The organism is Carboxydocella sp. JDF658 (genome assembly GCF_002049395.1).
Lineage (GTDB): Bacteria > Bacillota.
The window spans coordinates 1-22,399 of sequence record NZ_BDLR01000017.1 but is presented as its reverse complement, the minus strand read 5'-3'; the positions used below and the strand labels follow the sequence as shown (position 1 = coordinate 22,399).

Genomic DNA, 22,399 nt, shown 5'->3' with positions numbered 1-22,399 from the left:
TATATTATAACAGCTGGGTCAGTACCTCTACAACCCCTATTTTACCTTTTTCAGTAAAATCATGGCCATCCAGGCGCCAAAGAAAGTGGAAACCAGAAAACCGGATACCCCCAGAACAGGATAGCCAAATACCTTGGGGCCAAAACCGGCATGCAAAATCAGGGCCGAACCAACAGTAATGGCCGCTACAATCATACTCAAAGCCAACCGACTGGATATGACTTCCAGCATATCATATAACCACTGCAAATTACGGTGATGAAAAATAAAGCGCATTTCCCCCCTGGCCAATTGCTCCAGAATTACGTGCATCTGCCGGGGCAGGTCCCGATTCAGTTTCTGCCATTCTCCCCACCAGCGGGGCAAATCCTGCCACCACCCCTGCCATTCCCGTACCAGAGCCTGACGGCCCAGGGGTTCCGCTACCTCCAGGATATTGATTTCCGGATCCAGCTGAACCGCCAGCCCCTCAGCCAGCAATAGAGCCTTGCCCAGCAGAAAAAAAGGAGGCGGCATGCGAATCTGATGATTAACCGCAATTCCCACCATGCCCTGAATGATCTGGCCAAAGGAGATTTTCCCTCTCCCCATGCCCCTGGTTCGCTCCAGCAGGCAGGCCAGATCCTCGAATAACCGGTAAAAATCCACCCGGCCCCGGGGTTGACCCATCTTGAGGGTTAATTCCACTACCTCATCAGTCCGTTGCCGCCATAAAGCTACCATCAGCTGTGCTACCTGTTCCCGAAACTGTTGATCAAACCGGCCTACAGCCCCAAAATCCAGCAGAACTATTTTGCCCTCTCCATCCACCAGGATATTGCCGGGATGAGGATCGGCATGAAAAACCCCGGCATTAAACAGGGGATAAAGAAAAACCCCCAGCCAGTGCCGTGCCAGCTGCCGTCTTTGTTCCCATTCCTCCCGCTCAGCCAGGACAGATAGTTTTTCTCCCGCGATATATTCCATAGTCAGTACATCCTTACTGCTATATTCCCAGAAAACCCGGGGCAAGCGCACAGGCCAGGGACATTCCCGATAGAGAAAGGCAAAATGTTCTACCGCCAGTCCTTCTGCCGAGAAATCCAGTTCCCGTCGGATAATGCGCCGGAATTGCTGATAAAGCTGCTCACTATCCAGCGTCTCCTGGATTACTCTCACTTTTTGCAGATAAGGCAGCAGCCGCTCCAGGGCAACCAGGTCCCCGTTGATCTGTCGTTCAATCCCGGCCCGCTTGATTTTAACAGCTACCTTTTCCCCGCTGGGCAAAATAGCAAAATGCACCTGGGCGATGGAAGCAGAGGCCAGAGGTTGCCAGTCAAAATAAGCAAAAAGCTCTTCTACCGAGCGGCCTAAGCCGCACTGGACCTGAACCTTTACTTCTTCAGGGCTCATCAAGCCGGCCTGATCCTGTAACTCCCGCAACTGCTGACACAATTCTTCCGGCAGAAGATCCGGCCGGGTACTGGCTACCTGTCCCAGTTTGATAAAAGTCGGACCCAGTTCCTGCAGCAAAGCCCTGACCACCTCGCCAATGGCCTTCAATTCCCGCAAATGCCGGTAACGCCAGAGGTAATTGGCTATTTTCCAGGCTATTTCCCCGGTACGATCCACTCTGCTGTACAAATCTTACCACCTCAGGTTATATTCTGCCAAAAAAGTAAAAGGGCAATACCCGTATTCAGGGATTGCCCTTTTACTTACTTGACTACATCATAGCCGGCCTCTTCAATGGCAGCATGCAAAGCAGCTAAACCAGTTTGATTTTCATCATAGGTAACTGTCACTTGTTTGGCTGCCAGATCCACTACAGCCTCAGTGACCCCACCAACCTGCTTCAGCGCCTTTTCCACTGCCATTTTACAATGGCCGCAGCTCATGCCCTCGACATTGATGACTACCTGGGCCATTTAGCTCACCTCCTTCAACCAGGGCAGTAAAGATTTCTACAATTCGGGGATCAAACTGTTTCCCGCTCTGTTCCCTGATTTCCAACAGAGCCTGTTCCGGACCTTTGGCTTCCCGGAACACCCGGGTACTGGTCATGGCATCCCAGGCATCCACCACCGCCAGGATCCGGGCCTCCAGAGGTATATTATCTCCCGCCAATCCGTCAGGATATCCGGAACCATCATAGCGTTCATGGTGATGGCGGATAATCAGGGCTGCTTCTGCCAGAACCGGTATGGTCTTGACCACTGCCCCACCGGCAACAGCGTGTTGTTTTAACTGTTCCCATTCTGCTTCTGTTAAATCGCCTTCTTTGCACAAAATCTCCTTAGTTACTTCCATTTTACCAATATCATGGAAATAGGCTGCCAGTTGTAACAGATTAAGGCGTTCTGCCGTCAGACCCATTCGTTCTCCTACTTTACAGGCCAGCATCATCACCCGTTCGCTATGCCCGAAAGTATAGCGGTCCCGGGCATTGATGACTGTAATCATAGTCTTTAGCCGTTCCAGCTTGTTTTTCTCTTCCGCCGGCAGAGACTCCAGCAGAGCATCCATAAAGGTCAGGTGGTAAGCCACCCGGTTACGGCCATTGTACTTGGCCCGGTACAGAGCTTCATCTGCCCGTTTGACCAGGTCTTCCAGGGTTTTGGCATGAACGGGATACTGGGCAATCCCGATGGAACAGGTTATCCGTCCACTGGGTTGCTGGAGCCGGCCTTCAAACCTGGAATCAGCCACTTTCTGGCGTATGCGTTCCGCAATGTCCAGAGCCTGTTCCAGGGAAGTCTCCCGCAGGATAATGGCAAATTCCTCACCCCCGTAACGGGCGACAATATCATCAGGTCGCACATTCTCCACCAGAATACGGGCAAATTCCTTTAACAGACGGTCCCCGGCCGGATGGCCAAAGGTATCATTGTACTGCTTGAAAAAGTCGACATCCAGCATCAACAAGGAAAGAGGCTTTTTATATAACTGCGCAGCCGCAATCTCTGATTGCAGTAGTTCATAAAATTGCTTCTGGTTATATAAACCAGTTAAACGGTCGGTAATTGCTCTGGTTTGCATTTCCTCAAAGAGCATGGCATTTTCCACCGATAACCCGATCTGGTGAGCCAGAGATGAAAGCAGACTGATCTCACTGGGGGTAAAAGTGTGTTTATGTTTGGTATAGACCTCAATGGTTCCCAGCAGCCCCCCCTTGCCCCTTAAAGGTACCACCAGCAGGGAAACGATCCCTTCAAAGCGTACCATCTGCACCCAGACAGTGCGTTCATCCCTGCGCAAATCATCGGTTGCAGATGGCAAATCGGTCAACATGACCCTGCCGCTATAACCTTCCCCTTTTTTCATCCTTACGGTTTTGACATATTCCCGGCTTAAGCCAATGGATGCTTTAATGCTCAGCTCATCAGCCTTTTCATCATACAGGAAAATAGCGGCATATTTGGCCCCGAATACTCTTTCTATCATTTCCAGGCCTCGTTGCAGGGTTTCGTCCAGATAGCGGGAAGCCACCAGCCCCTTGCTGGCTTCCTGCAAGTTCAGGAAGGAAACCGACAGGGTTTCAATAGCAGCCGCAATCTCCTCCAGCTCACTTCCTACTTTGGGCAGAGGAGAATGCAAATCAAATTTCAACCTCTGAATCCCTTCCTTGATTTTGTCTACATCTGTCAGCAGGGCCCGGGATAACCAGAAAACCCCCGCCAGGCCCATAACAAAGGTTAAAATAAAAACCAGTAAAATTTCGGTTTTCAGTTTATCGACCAGATTTTCAATGGGTTCAATAGTTCGCCAGACAAAGACATGACCAATTATCTGGTCATTACGGATCAGGGGACGCACAATCATCTGTACACCATTTTCAGTAAAAAGGTGTTCTTCCCAGATGTTTTTGTTTTCCAGCTGATGTACCCTGCGCAATAACTGGCGCAAAAACAGTTCTCCGCCCGGCGGTTCCTTTACCGCCACCAGCCAGTCCCGACCTTCCACATGGTAGGCTGCTCCCATCTCATCTGCGCTGCCTACCAGCTCAGCAGTGACCAGCCGTTGCAATTCCGCCTTGAGTTCCTGCCACTTGGTCCCTTCGGCAGCATTAATTACTCCCAGGCGGGCCATGATCATTTCAAAATCCCCTTCTATTTTTTTGTCCAAATGCAAGGATATCCGTTTAACCTGGTCCAGCATTTCGTCTTCAATCACTGATTTAGCCCGATAGACCGCCAGCCAGCCCGTCAGACCACAGGAAAAGAAGACAAGCACCGCTAGAATCAGCGTTAACCTGGTCCTCAGATTCAGTTTCATCTCCCCAAGCCCCTTTCTCCGCTATGAGCCCGAGTTATTCTGCCTGCTATCTAATAATTTATTTGTATTCTCCCTGCTGCAAAAAAATCCTCTTTTTACATAAAACATTACATTAATAGCCAGAATAATAAATGTAATTATCTTTTTCGACACGGGAGGGGAGATAATGAGCAATTGGACTGCACTGTTGATTCCGGTGGCAGCCGGGTCCCTGATGGCTGTACAAGGGGTACTTAACACCCTGCTCAACAAAAACCTCGGCCTCTGGCCTGCCACCCTGCTGGTACATTTGCTGGGACTGGCGGGAGTGGGGGCGGTGCTGATTTTTACCGGTACCGGTTTTCCAACCTGGGGGAAAATCAGTACAGTCCCCTGGTATGCCTATCTGGGGGGTTTTATCAATGTAGCCATTATTGCTACCGTCGTGCTGGGCATTAGCCGCCTGGGGGCCATTTCCGCCACTACAGCAATTATCGTCGGCCAGGTCAGCACCGCCGCCTTGCTGGATTATCTGGGCCTGGCTGGTCTTACGCCCAAACAGCCCCAATGGACCCACCTGGCCGGTCTCTTGCTCCTGGTTATCGGTGCCCGTCTATTACTGCAAAAATAAGTCCAGGCCTTAGGCCTGGGCTTTTTGCAGGGCCTGATCCAGGTCAGCGATCAGGTCATTGACATCTTCCAAACCAATGGAGAGACGGATCATTTCTTCCGTTACCCCGGTTGTCAATTGCTGTTCCGGAGTTAATTGCTGGTGGGTGGTAGAGGCCGGATGAATGACCAGGGATTTGGCATCCCCTACATTGGCCAGATGGGAGAATAATTCAAGGCTATCGATAAATTTCCGGCCTGCCTCCAGACCGCCCTTAATGCCAAAGGTCAGGATAGCTCCCTGGCCCCGGGGCAGGTATTTTTGTGCCCTGGCGTATTCCGGGCTGCTTGCCAAACCAGGATAGTTAACCCATTCTACCAGGGGATGCTGTTCCAACCAGCGGGCTACTTGCAGGGCATTGCTGCTATGCCGCTCCATGCGCAGGGACAGGGTTTCCAGACCCTGCAGGAAAAGGAAGCTGTTGAAGGGACTCAAGCAGGAACCCAGATCCCGCAATAACTGCACTCTGGCCTTAACGATATAAGCCAGCGGTCCCAGGGCTTCATGGTATTTCATCCCGTGGTAGCTGGGGTCGGGTTCAGTCAGACCGGGGAATTTACCACTGGCCGACCAGTCAAATTTGCCCCCGTCAATAATGACCCCGCCAATAGAAGTCCCATGGCCTCCGATAAACTTGGTGGCCGAATGGACCACTATATCCGCTCCATGTTCTATGGGCCGGCAGAGGTAAGGCGTCCCCAGGGTGTTGTCCACAATCAGGGGAATCCCGTTTTCATGAGCGATTTCCGCCACCCTTTCTATATCCAGCACATCCAGGCGCGGGTTCCCGATCAGTTCTCCATAAAGGGCTTTGGTCTTAGGGGTAATAGCCTGTCGGTAATTTTCCGGATCCCGGGAGTCGACGAAAATCACCTTGATCCCCAGTTTAGGGAGGGTGTGGGCAAACAGGTTATAGGTCCCGCCATAAAGACTGCTGGAAGCTACGATTTCATCACCGGCCTGGGCCAGGTTAAGGATGGAGAAAGTGATAGCCGCCTGACCGGAGGAAACAGCCAGTGCCCCTACTCCTCCTTCCAGCTGGGCCATCCGCTGTTCAAACACATCAGTAGTGGGATTCATAATCCGGGTATAAATATTGCCCGCTTCCTTCAGGGCAAACAGGTCGGCCGCATGCTGGGAATCACGGAAGCAATAGGATGTAGTCTGATAAATGGGCACAGCCCTGGCTCCAGTAGCAGGATCAGGTTGTTGCCCGCCATGAAGTGCAATCGTATCAAAGCCTGGTTTTTTGTTCATTATCCTTTCCCCTTTCTTGAAAAAATTAAAAGCGCCCGAGAGGCGCCTGGCATAACCATGCTTCCCTCTCATCTCTCAGGCTTTTGCCTGCAGGATTTGGCACATTTCCGCCTTCAGGCGGCTGTTGCCGGGCTTCATCGGGCCAGTCCCTCCACCACTCGCGATAAGAGTCGCCTATTTATTTGTGTAGTATAACAATAGCATGTATATCTAAGTATGTCAATATAGTTAGTGGGGATTATATTTAAATTTCTTGCAATATCCGTTCCACTACCTGATCATTAATACGGATCTTCGCCTTTTTTTCCACCTCTGCCAACCTTTCCTGCAGTTTATCCTCCCCGCCCCAGTATTGCACCAGCTTCTGTCGTGTCAGCTGGAGCCGGTTATATTTGTGCATCGCCTCCACTGTCAGCCCCCGGGCCTGCATTGTAGCCTGGAAGGTGGCCTCATCGGGAAAATTGGCCCGGATTTCCTTGATAACCGCCTCTACTTCCGCATCAGTAGCTATCAGCTTTAGTCTGGTCGCCTCCTGCATTAATAAAGTTTCCCTGACCAGGTCAGCGATTACCTCTTCCCGGAGCATGGTCAGGGCATGCTCCCGGCTGGGCCCGTTAAAATCCGTGCCCTGAGCCGTGAGGACAAACTTTTTCTTCTCTACCCGGCGTTCAAAGTCAACGGTGCTGATCTTTTCGCCGTTCACTATGGCCGCCGTTTTATTATCCAGCTGCGGAGGAGAGGTAGTCTGTCTGGCACAGCCAGTAATGATGACCAGCAATACGATTACAAGCAACAATAGCTTGCGCATACAATCTTATCCTCCTTGCCAGAAAGGCCCCGGGCTTTCCCGGGGCCAAAAGCCTTACTCTTTTTCGAAATCTTCCTTGCCAGCGCCACACATGGGGCAAACCCAGTCTGCCGGCAGAGCTTCAAAAGGAGTGCCAGGAGCAATCCCATTATCCGTATCCCCAACTGCCGGGTCATAGACATAGCCGCAAATAACACAGACGTATTTTTCCATAAGAACATCTCCTTTCTTTTTATCCCTGTCCCAGATCCGCCAGAATCCGGGAAAAATCTGCTTCCGGGTCCGTTTCCATGCCTTTTTCCACCGCCCGTTTTAACTGCCGGGCCAGGCCCTCATCTCCAATGACTATGGCACCAGTGAGCTGACGGCCCTGGAAACACAATTTGCAATAAAAGCCCTCTTCGTCTTCCTTGACTTTCTGGCTACCACTCTCAGCCCAGTTGCCTATGGAGAAGACGGAGGTGCCCATGACTTTAAGAATGGATGGCGGCGGCACCTCTACGTATTTTTCCTCAGCGCCAGCAGCATTCATCCCGGCTACCCGCCCCTGAGCCTGAGCCACTGGCCACAGCCCCCAGACCTGGCCATTGTATTCCGCCACGTCCCCGCAAGCCCAGATTTGGTCCTGGGAAGTGCGAAGATACCGGTCGACCACAATGCCCCGCTGGCAGGCAAGTCCGGCAGCCTGGGCTATTTCCAGATTGGGCCGTACTCCGGTGGAAAAGAGAATAAAATCCGCCAGCAGCTGTCGGCCATCAGCCAGTTGCAAAGCTTCTACTTTTTCCGTGCCGGTAATGGCCTGGGCCTGGGCAGCCAGCACCAGTTCAATCCCCGCTCTCTGGGCAGCCCGGTGGAGGTAGGCTGAAGCTTTTTCATCCACCTGGCGAGGCAACAAACGCGGATTGTGTTCTAATACCGCCACCTGAATACCGCGCTGACTGAGAGTCCAGGCCGCTTCCAGCCCCAGCGGTCCCCCTCCGATGATGATCCCTTTTTGGCCTGGCCGGGCGAATTCATTGATTCGTTGGGCATCCTCAGCGGTGCGCAGGGTAAAAACTCCTGCCAGCTGATTGCCCGGTACCGGTGGCAAAAAGGCCCGGCTTCCGGTGGCTATAATCAGGGATGAATAGGAAAGGACACTTCCGTCTTCTAACCACACCTGACGGGAAGCGGGATCAATCCTTTCCGCCTTTATTCCCAGCCTTAGCTCCACCCCCATTTCCTGATACCAGGCCGGAGGTTTTAACAAAAACTTTTCTACCTCAAACTCCTGGCCCAGAAGAAAGGATAGGCGCAAACGGTAATATGGTAGGTACTTTTCTGCTGCAACCAGAACAACCGGTTGCTCTTTATCCTGCTGGCGAATGCCTTCTATGGCACTAACAGCAGCTACCCCGCCGCCCAAAATTACTATTGCCATCGGCCATACCCCTTTCCCATCTCCTCTAGCGACCGGTTTCATCTTTGCCCAGGCTTTGAGCAAAGGCCACCCCGAACTCAAAACAGTCCCTGAGTTCCTTCTCACTGGGTTTAAAGTTGACCCGCAATGCCGGTTGCACTACCTTGAGGCCCAGGGCACTCATCCGTTCCTCCAGCATTCTGGTTGCCTCCCCGCTCCAGCCATAGGAACCGAAAGCGGCAACAGGTTTGTTCTTATTCTTGATGGGACATACCACCGAGAGCATATCCCAGGCGGGTTTGACAGCATCCCTGTTAATGGTAGGGGAGCCGACCAGAAAAGCCCGGGCTCGTTCTATTTTTGTCTTCAACTCGCTCAGCGGTATTTCGGTAATATCCACCACTTCTACTTCACAGCTATTGACACTGGCAATCCCCCGGGCGATCTCTGCCGCCATCGCCTTGGTGTAGCCATAAGCTGAAATATAGGCGATCAACACCGGACCCTGGTGCTGCTCTGCCAGCAATTGCTTGCTCCACTGTTCATAGAGGTCAACAATTTCCCAGCCCTTGCTGCGCAGAACAGGACCATGTCCCGGACAGAATACATCTATGGGCAAATTGCGGATTTTATTGATGGCCTCCAGTACGTAGCTGGCGAAAGGACTCATGATTACATCATAGTAATAACGCAGGTCAGAACTGAAATCCCCGACCAGGTCATCAAAAATCATAGGGCTGCTGTAATGGCTGCCAAAACTATCACAGGTGATCAGGACTTTATCCTCGGGAATGTAGGTATACATAGAATCCGGCCAGTGCAGGAAGGGGGCCATAATAAACTGCAAGGTTTTCCCTCCCAGGTCTATAGTCATGCCCTCTTTGGCCTCAATCGACGGAAATTCCCGGTTGGTAATGGCTTTCAGAAAGCGCAAAGCAGATTTGGACCCCACCACTTTGGCATTAGGAGCCAGGTCCAGCAGAGCAAAGACGCTGCCAGCATGATCCGGTTCAGTATGGTCAACAATGATATAATCAATATCAGCAGGGTTCACTACCTCTTTCAGCCGGGTCAGGTATTCGGAGAAAAAGCGCTCCTTGACAGTTTCAAATACCGCTATCTTTGCCCCTTTGACAACATAAGAGTTATATGTAGTGCCATGGGCTGTTTCCATCACAATATCAAATACCCTTAAATCCGGGTTCAGGGCCCCTGCCCAGTAAATCCCTTCTTTTATTTTGATCGCTCCAACTCTGTCCATTTAAAATACCCCCTTGTTTTTAGTCTTATTAGGAATTATTATTAATTATATCATATAGCAAAAATCATAGATTGTCAAAAGTTTTTATGTTAAGATATTCTTCATCAGGCAGCAAATACCTGCAAAGGAGTGGCAAAAAAATGGATAGCTGGAAAGTATCTTTGTTCACTTTAATCAGTACCTTCTCCCTGGCCCTCGACCTGGCGGAAAACAAAAAACTGGAGCACGCCCAGCGGGTAGCCTATCTGGCCTTACGCACCGGCGAAAAACTGGGACTTGCTCCTGACCGCCTGCGCCTGGTTTTTTATGGCGGTCTGCTCCATGATATCGGCAAAGTCAATGCTCAGCTCCCGGTAGAATCTCACCCTCTGGCCGGGGCCCGCTGGTCCACCCAGCTCCCTTTGTTAACTGAAATCGCTCCTATTATCGCTGCTCATCACGAAGCCTGGGATGGCAGCGGTTTCCCACTGGGCTTGAGCGGTGAGGAGATTCCCATAGAAGCCCAGCTCCTTTTCCTGGCCGATCAGATTGAAAACCAGTTTGGCCAGGACTATGACCTGCTACCGGTGCAGGAACGGATTGTCGCCTTTGTGGAAAAGGAAAAAGGCAAACGCCTGGCTCCTGTAGTAGCCGATGCCTGTCTGGAACTTTTGCAGGAACCTCGTGTTTATTATGACCTGGCCCATCGCAATTTAGCCCAGGCCATCCGCCGCCGCAGCCAGGTTTTTGATCAGGAAATCCAGCGGGCATCTCTGAAACATTTAGCCCTCCTTTTCGCTGACCTGGTGGATGCCAAAAGCCCCTATACCGCCGCCCACAGCCGCCGGGTTGCCAATACCGCCTTCTACCTGGGCCAGGCCCTGGGCCTGCCAGCCGCTCAGTGCCGTCAGCTCTATCTGGCTGGTCTCTTACATGACCTGGGCAAGCTGGCTGTCCCCTCGGCTATCCTGGATAAGCCAGACCAGCTCACTCCCCAGGAATACAGCCGCATCATCGCCCACGCCTATTATACCGAACGGCTGTTGATGGAAATCCCCGGTCTGGAGGAGCTGGCCTTCTGGGCCGCCGCTCATCACGAAAAACTGGATGGCAGTGGCTATCCTTCCCGTCTGCGGGCAGACCAACTGCCCTTGCCCGCTCGTATCCTGGCAGTAGCTGATTATTATCAGGCCCTGGCTGATGACCGTCCCTATCGGGCTGCCCTGCCCAGGGAAAAAATTTACCACCTCTTGCGCCAGGAAGCGGTTGCCGGCCGCTTTGACGCCAGGGTGGTAGAGGCTTTGCTCAATCTCTTTTAATCCAGCCGTTTACGGAAGCGCAAAACGGAAAGAGTACAGATGATTGCCGTCAGCACAGCCAGCCAGAATGATACCTGCCAGAGATGGGAAAAATCCGCTCCCCGCAGCACGATGCCGCGGACAATCTGCAAAAAGTAGGTTAATGGTAGAACCTGCCCAATCCAATAGATGATTTTAGGCATGGATTCCCGGGGAAACAAAAACCCGGACAAAAGAATACTGGGCAACAGAATCAAAAAGGCCATCTGCATAGCCTGCAGCTGGTTTCGGGCAACGGTAGAAACAAACATACCCATCCCCAGCGCACAGGCCAGAAAGATAGTAGCTAACGCCAGCAGCAACGCCACGCTGCCAGAAATTTTCACCCCGAACCAGAAAACCGCCACCGCCAGTACCAGCAAGAGATCAAAAAAGCCGATAAATACATAAGGAACCAGTTTGCCGATAATCAGTTCCACCGGCTTGATGGGAGTAATAATGATTTGCTCCAGAGTCCCCCGTTCCCGCTCCCGCACCAGGGCAAAAGCGGTGAGAATCACTGTTATGTTCTGCAAAACCAGACCCATTAGCCCCGGGATATTAAACCGCAGACTTTCCAGATTAGGGTTATACCAAACTCTCGTCCTCATATCCAGAGCCAAATTCAACCCCGGCCCCGCTCCCTGCCGTTCCAGACGCTGGGTAACCAGATTGAGATTTAGAGACTGGGCCAGCATCTGGGCTGCCGAAAGGGCAGTGCGGGCCACCAGCGGATCAGATCCATCCAGCAAAACCTGAACCTGGGCCATTTCTCCCCGGGCTAAACGCTTACTGTAATCTGGAGGAATAATCAGAGCCACCCTGGCTATCCCGCCATCCAGATAACGGCGGACTTCCCCGGGATTTTCGGTCCAGTAGCGTAAATCAAAGGTACCGGTATTGGCCATGGCACTCACCAGCTCCCGGCTGGCTCTGGTTTTACTTTGATCACAGACCAGGGTCGCGATGTTTTCCACATCAGTACTGATGGCATAACCAAAAAGCAGCATCATCATAACCGGTACCCCAAAAATCATGGCCAAACTGGGTCGGTCCCGGCTGATTTGAATAAATTCTTTCCATATTATCGCTTTCAGTCGCACCCAGCTCATCGGCTTTCACCCGCCTTAGCCTCTTGCCCAGCCACAAAATTGATGAATATATCCTCCACTGATTGTCCTCCGTGCCGGGCCTTGATTTCCGCCGGGGCACCGAAATCCAGCAAACGCCCTTGAAAGATAAAGCCCAGTACATCACATTGTTCTGCCTCATCCATATAGTGGGTAGTGACCAGGATTGTTACTCCCTCTTCTGCCAGGCGGTGAATCAACTGCCAGAAAATGCGTCGGGACAAGGGGTCAACCCCGGCAGTAGGTTCATCTAAAAACAGCAGCTGGGGCTCATGTAAAAGGGCACAGGCCAGGGCCAGTCGTTGTTTCCAGCCCCCTGATAGTGTACCCGCCAGCTGTTCCTCCCGGTCCCCCAAACCGGTCAAGTCCAGGAGATAACGGTAACGCTCCTCCAGTTTCTTGCCCTTTAACCCATATACCCCGCCATAAAAGCGCATGTTTTCCCTGACAGTTAAATCCTCATAAAGGCTAAACTTCTGCGACATATAGCCTATATGCTGTTTAATCTTTTCCCCATCCTTCAGGTCTATGCCCAGCACTGTCCCCTTGCCTGAGGTCGGAGTGAGAATTCCGCACAACATGCGGATGGTGGTGGATTTGCCGGAACCATTAGGGCCAAGAAAGCCAAAAATTTGTCCCGGCTTGATGGCAAAGGAAAGGTTATCTACTGCCTTGCGGTCACCAAAAATCTTGGTCAGGTTTTCTACCTTGATGGCATATTCCACTGGCCACTCCCCCTATTTCAGCCTGACTTCCACCGCCTGGCCCGGTTTAAAGCCACTGGACCCGCCGGAAGTGATTTCAACTTTTACTTTGAAGACTTGAGTGGCTCTTTCTTCCCTGGTTTGAATATTTTTAGGTGTAAATTCCCCCTGGGGAGAAATATAGACGATTTTGCCTTCCCCTTTGAGCTTGCCATTTTCCGCCTCCACTATCGCCTTCCTTCCCAGTTGCACCCGGTCCAGCTGGCTCTGGGGTACAAAGATATTTACATAAAGGCGGTCCTGATCTACCAGATTTAACAGGGTAGAACCGGGATTGGCCAGCTCCCCCACCTTGAGAAGGATATTCTGAACCACTCCCCTTACCGGAGCTACTACCCGGGCCTTATTCACCTGCAATTGGGCCAGGGCCTCCTGCTGACGAGCTGCCTCCACCTGGGCGTCCTGGGCAGAGAGGGAATAGGAGGTAGCTCCCGCCTGGAGTAAGCGGACTTGCTCCCTGGCAGCATCAATCTGAGCCTTGAGGCTATTTACAGCGGCCCGGGCACTGGCTTCTGCCGCTTTTGCGGCTTCCAGCTGGTCAGCGGTAGCTCCCCCGGTTTGGACCAGCTCCTCTACATCCTGGCGCTGACTTTGCAAACGCTTCAAATTCTCCAGAGCTCCCTGCAAAGAAGCCTGCAGAGCCCGTACCTGGGCCTGGGCCTGGGCGATTTGTTGCGGACGGCTACCTGCTTTCACATCACCAGCCCTGGCTTCGGCCGCTGCCCGGTTAGCCTGCGCCAGCGCCAGCTGCAGGCGGGCCGCTTCATCATCCAGTTTAGCCACTACCTGGCCAGCCTTGACCAGCTCCCCTTCCTTTACCAGTACCTCCTTGACCTTGCCGGCCGTTTCCGCCACTACCCGGTATTCCTCGCCTTCAACCCAGCCGTTATAAACATCTTCTGCTGGTTTTCCCTGCTGTTTCAGCCAGCCATACCAGCCCAGTCCTGCCAGCACCAGCAGGACCACCACAATTCTAACTCCCTTCATCATTAGTCACCCCTTCCATGATAATTTTTATCATTTCAGCTATCATCTTATCCATCTCCGGTTCTTCAGGCAAAGCAGGCTTGAGCAAGCCCTTATACATTAAAGACGAAACCATCGCCCCCAGTAATATTTGAACCAGGGCCGTTCGATTTACAGGCCTCAGCTTTTCTCTGTCCAATTTCTTCTCCAGAAATTCCAGTACTGCTGCCCGTAGAGGCAAGATTATTTCCTTGAGCAAATACTCCCTCAATTCTGGCTGCAGAGCTGCTTCCAGCAAAATCAGCTTGAACAGCTCCTGATTCTGCTCGATGATAGTCAGCCGCTGCCGCAGAATCTTCTCCAGCGCCTGGGCCAGGGGCAATTGTTCGGTCTCCGCCCAGGTTCGCATCAGACTGCTGATCATAATCGGTTCCAGTACACCCTGCAGGAGAGCTTTTTTGGTAGGAAAATAATGAAAAATAGTACCCTCTGCCACCCCTGCCTCCCGGGCAATCTCTCTTGTAGAAGTACCGGCATAACCTCTGGCACTGAATAGCTTCAGGGCTGCTGCCAGGATCCGCTGCCTGGTTTCTTCTCCTTTACGGGTTCTGGCCACTTCCCCTCCCTCCCTCCTTTTCGAGTAAGTACTCAATTTATTATATTCGATAGTATTGTTTCTTTTCCTGCCTGGAGGTAAAGAATAGAACAAATTCGCCCTTCGGGCGACTTAAACGAGTAAGCCGCAATGCCTACTCTTTTTCTCCTTTATAAACCATGCCTCCAGGACAATAAGGACATTCCAAAATTGGCATTCCTGATGAGCCCAGGTTATCTAATTTGTCCATAGCTTTCATCTCATCTACGATAAATGCTGGCACTTCCTCTTTATATCCACATTTCTGACAATGATAATTGTAATAGGTTTCCTTTTTCTGTCCTTCGAAGGGAAGCTCCCAGTCCAGCAGTAGATCTTCTATCTCGGCCATTTCGTTTTTTCTTTTCTTTTTCATCAATGTAAATCACCCCATCCTTCTCAAATGACCATATGGTTCCATATTTGTAATGCCATATCCTCCATAACTCCATCTCCTGCCCACAACATGGACATTTTAATGGATTTTTTCCAAATGCCTCTTCCATCCGTTCTTTCCAGCTCTTTGCCCTGCTTTGCTTCGACCTTTTTATTACATTTGCTTTCCGGTTTACCCAGTTCCACAATCCAATGATTTTCTGGGCCAGTTTGTTCATATCTCGCCGATACAACCCATACCGTCTCACCATCTTAAAGTTCTTCTTCGGTATATGGTATATTAGCCTTCCGATAAATTCTAATACCCCCAGTTCTTCTTCTTTCCGTTCGTGTGTCTCATGATCTTCATACCAGAATCGTACCCGCTCTCCGTCATATTCTAATATTCTATATTCCGCTATCGCTGGCCGTGCCAGGTATCTCCCTATGTATTTAGCTGCCCCTTTCGCGCTTTTCATCCGCCTCTCTGCATATACGTAGAACCCTTTCTGATATTGTTTGTATAATCTATTTATCTGTTCTTTTATTCTAGTGCTTTCCGGATATTTCTGTTTTAGCCAATCTAATAATACCTTCTGCCAAGCTTTCCTTAAATAATCGTATGGAATAAAACCTACTCCTTTCCATATTTTGTTTTTATCTATCGCTCCTTCCGTTACCAGAACATGAACATGCGGATTAAATTTTAAGTCCCTTCCAAAGGTATGTATTACTGCTATTGCCCCGACTTCATACCCTCTTTTCCTGCCTTTCTCACGATACCAATACTGAATTACTTCTGCTGCTTTATCACTCAGATCTTTTAGCCAATCCCGGTTACGGTAAAACATCACCCTTAATTCTTCTGGAACGGTAAATACCATATGTCTGTGTCCTATTTCCAATATCCGTTCTGTTTGTTTTTCTACCCACTTTTCTATATAAACTTTTCCACATCGATTACAAAATCTACTCTTACATGTAAATGCTACTTTCTTTTTCTCGCTCCCGGTACAATTAGTACATATGTATTCTGCATAACCGTACTTTGGGTCCCCGCATTTTATTGCCTTTTCTACCGCTTCAATTACACTCTCCCTCATGTCTTCCGGTATTTTTTCTCCGTATATTTGGAGAAACCGTTCCCAATGTTCTTTAAGTATATCGACTATTTTTATTGATTGTTTATTTTCTTTCTCATGCGCTCTCATATTTCTACCTTAACACCCTAAGTTATCCACATCAAGCCTTAAAGCATAATTTCCTAAACATTAAAAAAACTCCGGGAATTTTCCCGGACAAACTAACTCTGAAGTCGCCAGCCTTTAGGATAATAATTTTTTAAATAGCCATCTACTGCCAGGGCCCAGCCCAGTGGCCACCGGTCCAGACAGAGCAAATGCCAGCCTTTTGCCGCTCCAGCCGGCAAGGTCTCGCCTTTCAGGTATTTCCTCAGCTCCGGAGCATCCAGGGTGAAATAGACCGGCTGGGCAAACTGTTCCGGTTTTAAAGCCATCGCCAGGGCATAATCAGGATAAAATTTGCCTTTATAGAGATTACCCAGGGTCAATCCGGGACGAATCAGTTTTAATCCCTGCAATACCGGCAATTCCGGGGGTACAAGATAGAGGGTCCCGCCATTCAACCAGTAACGCCCATTCAATTCTGTTTTTAAATAGTTCTGGCGGAAGCGGTGCCAGGAGGCCAGTTCCCTGGCTCCTTCGGCCAGGTAGGGATCAGTACCACCGGGTCTGCCTGCTCCAGCCAATCTGCTTCCATTGTTATTTTTGCGCAATCTGGCCAGAAAATGTCCTTCTCCTCTGTTTTTATGCGGCCAGATCCGGCAAGCCAGGGCCAGTTCCGGCCTGCCCCCTACCACCCAGTCGGGGCGGCCCGGGCTATAGAGATGGGCCTGAGGCACCGGCTCCAGCTGAAATTCGGAATGTTCCTGCAAAAACTCCTGGATTGTCCCTTCGTTTTCATATGGATTAAAGGTACAGGTAGAATAAACCATTACTCCCCCGGGTTTCAGCATCCGGGCAGCTGCCCGCAAGATCTCCCTCTGCATCTGCCGGCAGCGTTCCGGACCAAACTTCTGATATGCCCCCATGCTCTCCGGCTCCCGCCGGAACATCCCTTCTCCTGAACAGGGTGCATCCACCAGAATTTTATCAAAATAGCCGGGAAAATGGCGGGCCAGCCGCTCTGGTCGTTCGTTGAAAATCAGGCAATTGGTTAAACCAAAAGTCTCAACATATTTAACCATGGGCCGGATGCGCTGGGGATTATTATCATTGGCTACCAGAATCCCTTTTCCTTGCAATTTGGCTCCAATCTGGGTGGTTTTGCCCCCCGGAGCTGCACAGAGATCCAGTACCTTCTCCCCTGGCTGAACCTCCAGAGCTTCCACTGGCGCCATGGCACTGGGTTCCTGGATATAATAAAGTCCGGCATGGTAGTAAGGGTGTTTCCCCGGTCGCTCTTCTTCCTGTAAATAATAACCTTCCCGACACCAGGGCACCCTCTCCAGAGGAAAAGGAGCGATTTTTTCCCACTCAGCCTGCTGAATTTTCAAGGGATTTTGGCGCAGGCCGTGCTGACTCTCTCCCGCCAGGGCGGCCAGGAACTCCGGCCATTCCTCTCCCAGCAAGGGTTCAAGCCTCTGTACAAACTCCCGGGGTAGTCGTTCTGCTGTGATTGCCAAGCCGCTTACCTCCTCAGACAGGATTTTTAGCATCGATGTGGAATTAAGTCCTTTGAGGTGATAATATGGAATATCGTCAACTTTCAGGAACAGATATCGCTGTCTCCCGCCTGGGCTTAGGCGGCATTCCCCTGCAAAAGGCAGAACCTGAACAGGTAGCCAATCTAGTGGCTGCCGCCGCTGACCACGGCATAAACTTTATCGATACCGCCCGTGGTTATGGTGCCAGTGAAACCTTGCTGGGCCAGGCCCTGAAAGGCTATCGTTCCCGTTTTCTGCTGGCCAGCAAGTCCATGGCCCGGGAGCGGGAAACCATGCTGAAAGATATTGAAACCAGTTTGCGCCTATTACAAACCGACTATCTTGACTTCTACCAGTTACACAATCTCAGAACTCCTGCGGACTGGCAACGGGTCACCGCCCCCGGCGGAGCCCTGGAAGCCCTGTTTCTGGCCAGAGAGCGGGGCTGGGTCCGCTGGGTTGGAGTAACTTCTCATTCAGCGGAAATCATGGCCCAGGCCATCAAGTCCAGCCTTTTCGCCAGCATGATGTTCCCCTACAATGTGGTAGAACAACAAAACCGGGGCCTCTTTCAATCAGCCCGGGAGCATGGCCTTCTCACTCTGGCCATGAAGCCCCTGGCTGGCGGTTTTATCCCTGCGGCAGATCAGGCTTTGCGCTGGTTAGCCGCCGATCCAGCTGTCGATTGCCTGCTGGTGGGAATGGCTTCTGCTGCAGAAGTCACTGCTAATGTCCAGGCTCTGGCCCAGGGTGCTCTTGGTATTGAAGAAGAAGAGAAACTTCTGACCTGGGCCCAGGCAGCTGGCCAGGAGTTCTGCCGCCGCTGCGGCTATTGCCTGCCCTGCCCCCAGCAAATCGATATCCCCATGGTTTTTCTACTGGAAGGCTATTATGACCGTTATGATCTCAAGGAATGGGCCCAGGAGCGCTATGCCGCCCTCCCCGTTCCAGCCAGCCAGTGTCAGGCCTGTGGCCAGTGTCAGGAGAAATGCCCCTATCAGTTGCCCATCCCGGCCAAACTGGCCCGGGCGGCAGGTAAACTGGCTAGCTCCTGAGCCAGTTGCTCCGCTACCTTCCGGTTACCTTCTGCCATGAGGTGAATCTCATCAGTAAACCACTTACTCTCTATCAGCTGGCTGTAGTCCAGGGAACGGCAGTTGTGCCGCCGGGCTGCAGCCAGTATTTGCTGCTTTTCCTTTTCCCAGCGCTGTACATCAATTTTATACTTTTGTTTCAATAACTCCATATTGGCAGGAGTAGCATAAACCAGGGCCGGTCGACCTGCGTTTTCCCATTCCCGCAACAATTCCAGGTAAAGCCGCCACTCCAGATTGGCAGTGGTTAAATTCAGGGATGCCAGTTGCCCTCCGGCCCCTTTTAACAAAACCTCCTTTTTTTCCTGCCAGGGTCTTCCCTGTCCTGCCTGCTGTTGCTGTTTCTGCTGCCACTGCTGAGGCGCCTGGCTGCGTTCGGCTGTACCCTGAACCAGATCAGATAAATGCAAAAAGTCCCGCGCTACCACCTGGCGATAGCGATAAAAACTCCAAACCGCCGCTACTTTCTCCCCCAGTTGCTCTTCCCTGCTGGTCTCAGCTACTTTTATGCCCAGGTTACGAGCTGCCTCAGCATTGCCGGGCAGGCGTAGTACGTCCTGAAAGCGCACTCCCCCTTTTTCGGCAAACCAGCCCCGGCTGATATTATACACCAGAATATCCACCGGCATTTTTTTCAGCTGACGTACCAGAAAATAGGCTTCTGCCGGTTTCAAACCCTTTATACCCAGGTTAATTACAGTTATCTTTTGACCGGGAAACTTCTCCCGCAGGGAGCGGGCCAAATAAGCCGGAATAGTACGGTCAGCAGGTGTACTGGAACCATACATTTCCGAATCCCCCAGACAGACTACCACCAGTCCGGGAGCGCGTGGTAACCGGTCCAGCACTACCCGGATTGAACCCAGATCAGGATTATTCACCCGCCAGTCCTGTTTTTCCAGGAGCCGCCAGTCCAGATAGCGGTTCAGGCCCCAGTCCACCAGGAAGAGGCCAATTATAATCAATATCAGTACTTTGCCATTGAAAGGCAAAATTTTGTTCATACCTCTTTCTCCTTAAAATTGATTATAGATAAACTGGGTTTGTCCAAGAGTAGAGCCCAGTACAGCCAGTAAGATCAAACCAAGCCAGAAAATAGCCGCTATTAGCTCCCGCCAGCTCAGCATCAGCCACCGCCTCCCATAATCTGCAGAACCCGAAGGGCCTGTTGCAGGTTTGTAGTAAAAGGTATCCAGGCCAGTACAACAAAATTATATGTAATGAATATGGCCAAACTGCGATACCAGTACTGGTCAGGCCAGCTCTCGGGTAAACGGGGCAGAAGATAGCGGCGATAAAGCCGCCAGAGAATGAGCGCCCCAGCATGGAGCATCCCCCAGAAAATAAAGTTCCAGCCCGCTCCATGCCAGAGACCGGTTACAAACATGACCACCAGGGTATTGAATAAAATCCGGCGGAAAGCCACCCGGCTTCCCCCCAGGGGGATAAAAAGATAGTCCCGGAACCAGCGGGTCAAAGACATATGCCAGTGTTTCCAGAACAGAGATATATTCCCTCGCAAATAAGGCCAGTCGAAGTTTTCCTGGATTCTCAGACCAAAGAGACGGCTGCTGCCCACAGCTATATCAGTATAGCCGGAAAAATCCACATAGAGTTGCCAGGCATAGGCGTGAGCTGCCAGCCAGTAGGCTCCTGCAGACAGTCCGGGCTTGCTCAAGCCACTGGCCAGTGGAGCCAGCGCCGCTGCCACCAGCAATTTTTTGAACAACCCCAGCAAAATGCGTTCCAGCCCCTCCCAGAGGTAATTCCACTGCCAGCGCTGTTTTTCTCCCAATTGGCGAGAAAAATCCTGCCAGCGTTCAATAGGCCCGGAAGTAAGAATGGGCCAGAAAAAGGAATAGCCCAGGAAGGTTATTAACTCTCTTTGCTCAACCTTGCCCCAGTAGCTATCGATTACATAATGCAGCCAGCGAAAGGTGACAAAAGATATCCCCACCGGAACCGCCACCTTTTCCCAGTGCCAGCGGCCCGGCTGTCCCAGGGCCTGTAAAGCCTGATTGAGTATTTGTAAAAGAAAAGCAAAATACTTGGTATAAAGCAAATAAAAACTCACCACTATTATAGCCAGTGCCAGCAGCCAGGCTCGCCTCTGGCCCCACCGACTCAGAATTTCTCCCAGCAGAAAAGTTAGCATGGCCAATCCCAGCATTAATAAGCCCTGCCCAGGATACCAGTATAGCAGGAGTGCGATATTGCTCAGAGCCAACCATAAGCTGCGGCTGCTGCTTCCCGGCAAGAGCCAGAAAACTCCCACCATGACCAGCAAAATCAACCCACTGGTCCAGGATAATAAAACCATGGCTGTCCATCCATTCCCTTCTGTTTTAGATATTGCTATTTGGACATAAGCTAATTGTAGCATATTTCCCTTTCTGATAACAGTAACCGGTTAGGCTGACCGATGAAAAAGACCTACCATCCAACCTATATATTTTACCATTTACCATGACTTAATTGCATTTAGGGGGAGAGAAGTTGTATTTGCCTGAAAATAGAATTATTTTTAAATTGAATGAATATTCATTCTGCCAGGCCGGAGGGAGATGCTATGTATCACCAAACTACTATTGGGCTGTTTCACCAACAACTGCCCAAATATATCAATAAACCCCTGTTTCTAACCAAAAAAGAGGGCAAATATCAGCCTGTAACCTGGAAAGAGGCCGCCGAAGAAGTCCAGCTCTTTACCCTGGGTCTTCTGGCCCTGAAAACCAATCCCGGAGACCGGATAGGTCTGATGATGACAACCCAGTATTTCTGGCCCCTCTGGGATCTGGCCATTATCGCTGCTCGTGCCATCAATGTTCCCATCTATCCTACAAATAAAGGCCCTCAGGTTGCTCATATTATCAATGATAGTGGCAGCAAAATCCTGATTGTTGGCTCCTCAGAACTAGCAGAAGAAGTAATAAATCATCAGCAGCTGATGCCAGATTTAAAACATTTGATTCTGCCTGACCCCATCCCCACTTCTTTGAAAGAAAAAGCAGAAAACATAAAACTGTGGTCTTTTGCCGATTTGCGTCAGCTGGGCAAGGAACTCTGGCAACAACAACCCGGTCTTTATGATCGAACCTGGCCCCAGGTAAAACCCACTGATATCTGTTCCATCATTTATACATCCGGCACTACTGGTAACCCCAAAGGAGTTATCCTGACCCATATCAATTTTCTCAGCAATGCCTGGGGCTGTTACCAGGTTGTCCCCAGCCCGGATACCCATGTCAGCCTTTCCTTCCTGCCATTAAGTCATGTGCTGGAAAGAACCCTGGGCTGGTACTACATGCTTTATGCCGGGGTAACCATCGCCTATGCCGAAAGCATCAATGACGTCCCCAAAAACCTGGAAGAAGTTCGTCCTCATCTCATGTGCAGTGTACCCCGCCTTTATGAAAAAATCCATCACCGCATTATGGAAAACGTCGCCACTTCTTCCTTCCTGAAAAAACGCATTTTCCACTGGGCAATTAAAGCAGGAAAAAAACGCGCTAACCTGCTGGCTGCCAAACAACCTGTTCCCCTGTGGCTACGCTGGCAGGACACTCTGGCTGACCGTCTGGTTTTTCGTAAAATCAGGGAACGCTTTGGCGGCCGTCTGGATTTCTGCGTCTCCGGTGGCGCTCCCCTGGGCCGAGATCTGGCTGAATTCTTTTATGCTGTAGGCATCAGGGTCATTGAAGGCTATGGTCTGACCGAAACTTCCCCGGTTCTAACCTGTAACCGCCGGGAAAACTATCGGTTTGGTT

General features: G+C 50.9%; 20 protein-coding genes and 1 riboswitch. Of the genes, 4 read left to right on the top strand and 16 right to left on the bottom strand.

The features are described from left to right. Window positions 1-36 precede the first annotated feature (36 nt). The 3 genes from JDF658_RS03320 to JDF658_RS03310 all read right to left on the bottom strand — a co-directional run bounded on the left by JDF658_RS03320 (window position 37) and on the right by JDF658_RS03310 (window position 4,254). The gene (locus JDF658_RS03320) at window positions 37-1,623 is read right to left on the bottom strand and encodes an AarF/ABC1/UbiB kinase family protein (protein ID WP_079906473.1); all 1,587 of its coding nucleotides are present in this window, start codon (window positions 1,621-1,623) and stop codon (window positions 37-39) included. Between the two features lie 74 nt (window positions 1,624-1,697). Continuing rightward, a complete protein-coding gene (locus JDF658_RS03315) occupies window positions 1,698-1,907 on the bottom strand; it encodes a cation transporter (RefSeq protein ID WP_078665392.1) in 210 nt (69 codons plus the stop codon). Further along, the gene (locus tag JDF658_RS03310) at window positions 1,858-4,254 is read right to left on the bottom strand and encodes a diguanylate cyclase (RefSeq protein ID WP_079906472.1); all 2,397 of its coding nucleotides are present in this window, start codon (window positions 4,252-4,254) and stop codon (window positions 1,858-1,860) included. The genes JDF658_RS03315 and JDF658_RS03310 overlap by 50 nt, the downstream gene beginning before the upstream one ends. A gap of 166 nt (window positions 4,255-4,420) precedes the next feature. Between JDF658_RS03310 and JDF658_RS03305 the strand changes: the two genes are divergently transcribed. Then, a complete protein-coding gene (locus JDF658_RS03305) occupies window positions 4,421-4,864 on the top strand; it encodes a DMT family transporter (RefSeq protein ID WP_079906471.1) in 444 nt (147 codons plus the stop codon). Between the two features lie 9 nt (window positions 4,865-4,873). Here JDF658_RS03305 and JDF658_RS03300 read toward each other — a convergent pair whose 3' ends face one another. The 5 genes from JDF658_RS03300 to JDF658_RS03280 all read right to left on the bottom strand — a co-directional run bounded on the left by JDF658_RS03300 (window position 4,874) and on the right by JDF658_RS03280 (window position 9,628). Further along, on the bottom strand, window positions 4,874-6,160 hold the full coding sequence (locus JDF658_RS03300) for a homocysteine synthase (protein ID WP_078665395.1): 1,287 nt from the start codon (window positions 6,158-6,160) through the stop codon (window positions 4,874-4,876). Between the two features lie 65 nt (window positions 6,161-6,225). Continuing rightward, window positions 6,226-6,330, bottom strand: a riboswitch (SAM riboswitch). A gap of 74 nt (window positions 6,331-6,404) precedes the next feature. After that, on the bottom strand, window positions 6,405-6,968 hold the full coding sequence (locus JDF658_RS03295) for a SurA N-terminal domain-containing protein (RefSeq protein ID WP_079906470.1): 564 nt from the start codon (window positions 6,966-6,968) through the stop codon (window positions 6,405-6,407). 54 nt (window positions 6,969-7,022) lie between these two features. Further along, window positions 7,023-7,181, bottom strand: a complete 159-nt coding sequence (gene rd / locus JDF658_RS03290) for a rubredoxin (protein ID WP_078665397.1) — start codon at window positions 7,179-7,181, stop codon at window positions 7,023-7,025. A 19-nt stretch (window positions 7,182-7,200) separates the two neighbouring features. Beyond that, complete coding sequence (locus tag JDF658_RS03285) at window positions 7,201-8,388, bottom strand: NAD(P)/FAD-dependent oxidoreductase (RefSeq protein ID WP_159446548.1); 1,188 nt, start codon at window positions 8,386-8,388, stop codon at window positions 7,201-7,203. 25 nt (window positions 8,389-8,413) lie between these two features. Beyond that, entirely contained in the window at window positions 8,414-9,628 is a 1,215-nt protein-coding gene (locus JDF658_RS03280; protein WP_079906468.1) for an FprA family A-type flavoprotein, read from the bottom strand. A gap of 140 nt (window positions 9,629-9,768) precedes the next feature. Here JDF658_RS03280 and JDF658_RS03275 point away from each other — a divergent pair, with 140 nt between their 5' ends. Continuing rightward, the gene (locus JDF658_RS03275) at window positions 9,769-10,926 is read left to right on the top strand and encodes an HD-GYP domain-containing protein (RefSeq protein WP_159446547.1); all 1,158 of its coding nucleotides are present in this window, start codon (window positions 9,769-9,771) and stop codon (window positions 10,924-10,926) included. Here JDF658_RS03275 and JDF658_RS03270 read toward each other — a convergent pair. The 6 genes from JDF658_RS03270 to JDF658_RS03245 all read right to left on the bottom strand — a co-directional run bounded on the left by JDF658_RS03270 (window position 10,923) and on the right by JDF658_RS03245 (window position 17,517). Next, on the bottom strand, window positions 10,923-12,056 hold the full coding sequence (locus JDF658_RS03270; protein WP_078665401.1) for an ABC transporter permease: 1,134 nt from the start codon (window positions 12,054-12,056) through the stop codon (window positions 10,923-10,925). The genes JDF658_RS03275 and JDF658_RS03270 overlap by 4 nt on opposite strands. Continuing rightward, window positions 12,053-12,799 carry an ABC transporter ATP-binding protein gene (locus JDF658_RS03265; RefSeq protein ID WP_078665402.1) on the bottom strand — a complete coding sequence of 249 codons (747 nt, stop codon included), beginning with the start codon at window positions 12,797-12,799 and terminating at the stop codon, window positions 12,053-12,055. The genes JDF658_RS03270 and JDF658_RS03265 overlap by 4 nt, the downstream gene beginning before the upstream one ends. Window positions 12,800-12,811: 12 nt before the next feature. After that, window positions 12,812-13,825 (bottom strand): HlyD family secretion protein, encoded by a 1,014-nt coding sequence (locus JDF658_RS03260; protein ID WP_159446546.1) that lies wholly within the window; start codon window positions 13,823-13,825, stop codon window positions 12,812-12,814. Then, window positions 13,812-14,420 (bottom strand): TetR/AcrR family transcriptional regulator, encoded by a 609-nt coding sequence (locus tag JDF658_RS03255; RefSeq protein ID WP_159446545.1) that lies wholly within the window; start codon window positions 14,418-14,420, stop codon window positions 13,812-13,814. The genes JDF658_RS03260 and JDF658_RS03255 overlap by 14 nt, the downstream gene beginning before the upstream one ends. Window positions 14,421-14,689: 269 nt before the next feature. Continuing rightward, window positions 14,690-16,024 carry an IS91 family transposase gene (locus JDF658_RS03250; protein WP_079906464.1) on the bottom strand — a complete coding sequence of 445 codons (1,335 nt, stop codon included), beginning with the start codon at window positions 16,022-16,024 and terminating at the stop codon, window positions 14,690-14,692. A gap of 92 nt (window positions 16,025-16,116) precedes the next feature. Further along, a complete protein-coding gene (locus JDF658_RS03245; RefSeq protein WP_242946602.1) occupies window positions 16,117-17,517 on the bottom strand; it encodes an RsmB/NOP family class I SAM-dependent RNA methyltransferase in 1,401 nt (466 codons plus the stop codon). A 65-nt stretch (window positions 17,518-17,582) separates the two neighbouring features. Between JDF658_RS03245 and JDF658_RS03240 the strand changes: the two genes are divergently transcribed. Beyond that, on the top strand, window positions 17,583-18,593 hold the full coding sequence (locus tag JDF658_RS03240) for an aldo/keto reductase (protein ID WP_079906462.1): 1,011 nt from the start codon (window positions 17,583-17,585) through the stop codon (window positions 18,591-18,593). Here JDF658_RS03240 and JDF658_RS03235 read toward each other — a convergent pair. Next, window positions 18,536-19,636, bottom strand: coding sequence for a hypothetical protein (locus JDF658_RS03235; RefSeq protein ID WP_079906461.1), 1,101 nt, complete (start codon window positions 19,634-19,636; stop codon window positions 18,536-18,538). The genes JDF658_RS03240 and JDF658_RS03235 overlap by 58 nt on opposite strands. 122 nt (window positions 19,637-19,758) lie before the next feature. Then, window positions 19,759-20,952 carry an MBOAT family protein gene (locus JDF658_RS03230; RefSeq protein WP_159446544.1) on the bottom strand — a complete coding sequence of 398 codons (1,194 nt, stop codon included), beginning with the start codon at window positions 20,950-20,952 and terminating at the stop codon, window positions 19,759-19,761. A 249-nt stretch (window positions 20,953-21,201) separates the two neighbouring features. On the opposite strand from JDF658_RS03230, the gene JDF658_RS03225 reads away from it, so the two are divergent. After that, window positions 21,202-22,399, top strand: a 1,198-nt coding sequence (locus JDF658_RS03225) for a long-chain fatty acid--CoA ligase (RefSeq protein WP_079906459.1), incomplete at its 3' end; no start/stop codon positions are given.

What these genes read in the sequence shown, in the direction of transcription:
- JDF658_RS03285 (WP_159446548.1), bottom strand. Translation starts at nt 8,388, where the DNA reads ATGGCAATAGTAATTTTGGGCGGCGGGGTAGCTGCTGTTAGTGCCATA.
- JDF658_RS03230 (WP_159446544.1), bottom strand. Translation starts at nt 20,952, where the DNA reads ATGGTTTTATTATCCTGGACCAGTGGGTTGATTTTGCTGGTCATGGTG.
- JDF658_RS03240 (WP_079906462.1), top strand. Translation starts at nt 17,583, where the DNA reads ATGGAATATCGTCAACTTTCAGGAACAGATATCGCTGTCTCCCGCCTG.
- rd (WP_078665397.1), bottom strand. Translation starts at nt 7,181, where the DNA reads ATGGAAAAATACGTCTGTGTTATTTGCGGCTATGTCTATGACCCGGCA.
- JDF658_RS03305 (WP_079906471.1), top strand. Translation starts at nt 4,421, where the DNA reads ATGAGCAATTGGACTGCACTGTTGATTCCGGTGGCAGCCGGGTCCCTG.
- JDF658_RS03295 (WP_079906470.1), bottom strand. Translation starts at nt 6,968, where the DNA reads ATGCGCAAGCTATTGTTGCTTGTAATCGTATTGCTGGTCATCATTACT.
- JDF658_RS03260 (WP_159446546.1), bottom strand. Translation starts at nt 13,825, where the DNA reads ATGAAGGGAGTTAGAATTGTGGTGGTCCTGCTGGTGCTGGCAGGACTG.
- JDF658_RS03310 (WP_079906472.1), bottom strand. Translation starts at nt 4,254, where the DNA reads ATGAAACTGAATCTGAGGACCAGGTTAACGCTGATTCTAGCGGTGCTT.
- JDF658_RS03275 (WP_159446547.1), top strand. Translation starts at nt 9,769, where the DNA reads ATGGATAGCTGGAAAGTATCTTTGTTCACTTTAATCAGTACCTTCTCC.
- JDF658_RS03300 (WP_078665395.1), bottom strand. Translation starts at nt 6,160, where the DNA reads ATGAACAAAAAACCAGGCTTTGATACGATTGCACTTCATGGCGGGCAA.
- JDF658_RS03280 (WP_079906468.1), bottom strand. Translation starts at nt 9,628, where the DNA reads ATGGACAGAGTTGGAGCGATCAAAATAAAAGAAGGGATTTACTGGGCA.
- JDF658_RS03315 (WP_078665392.1), bottom strand. Translation starts at nt 1,907, where the DNA reads ATGGCCCAGGTAGTCATCAATGTCGAGGGCATGAGCTGCGGCCATTGT.
- JDF658_RS03270 (WP_078665401.1), bottom strand. Translation starts at nt 12,056, where the DNA reads ATGAGCTGGGTGCGACTGAAAGCGATAATATGGAAAGAATTTATTCAA.
- JDF658_RS03235 (WP_079906461.1), bottom strand. Translation starts at nt 19,636, where the DNA reads ATGAACAAAATTTTGCCTTTCAATGGCAAAGTACTGATATTGATTATA.
- JDF658_RS03250 (WP_079906464.1), bottom strand. Translation starts at nt 16,024, where the DNA reads ATGAGAGCGCATGAGAAAGAAAATAAACAATCAATAAAAATAGTCGAT.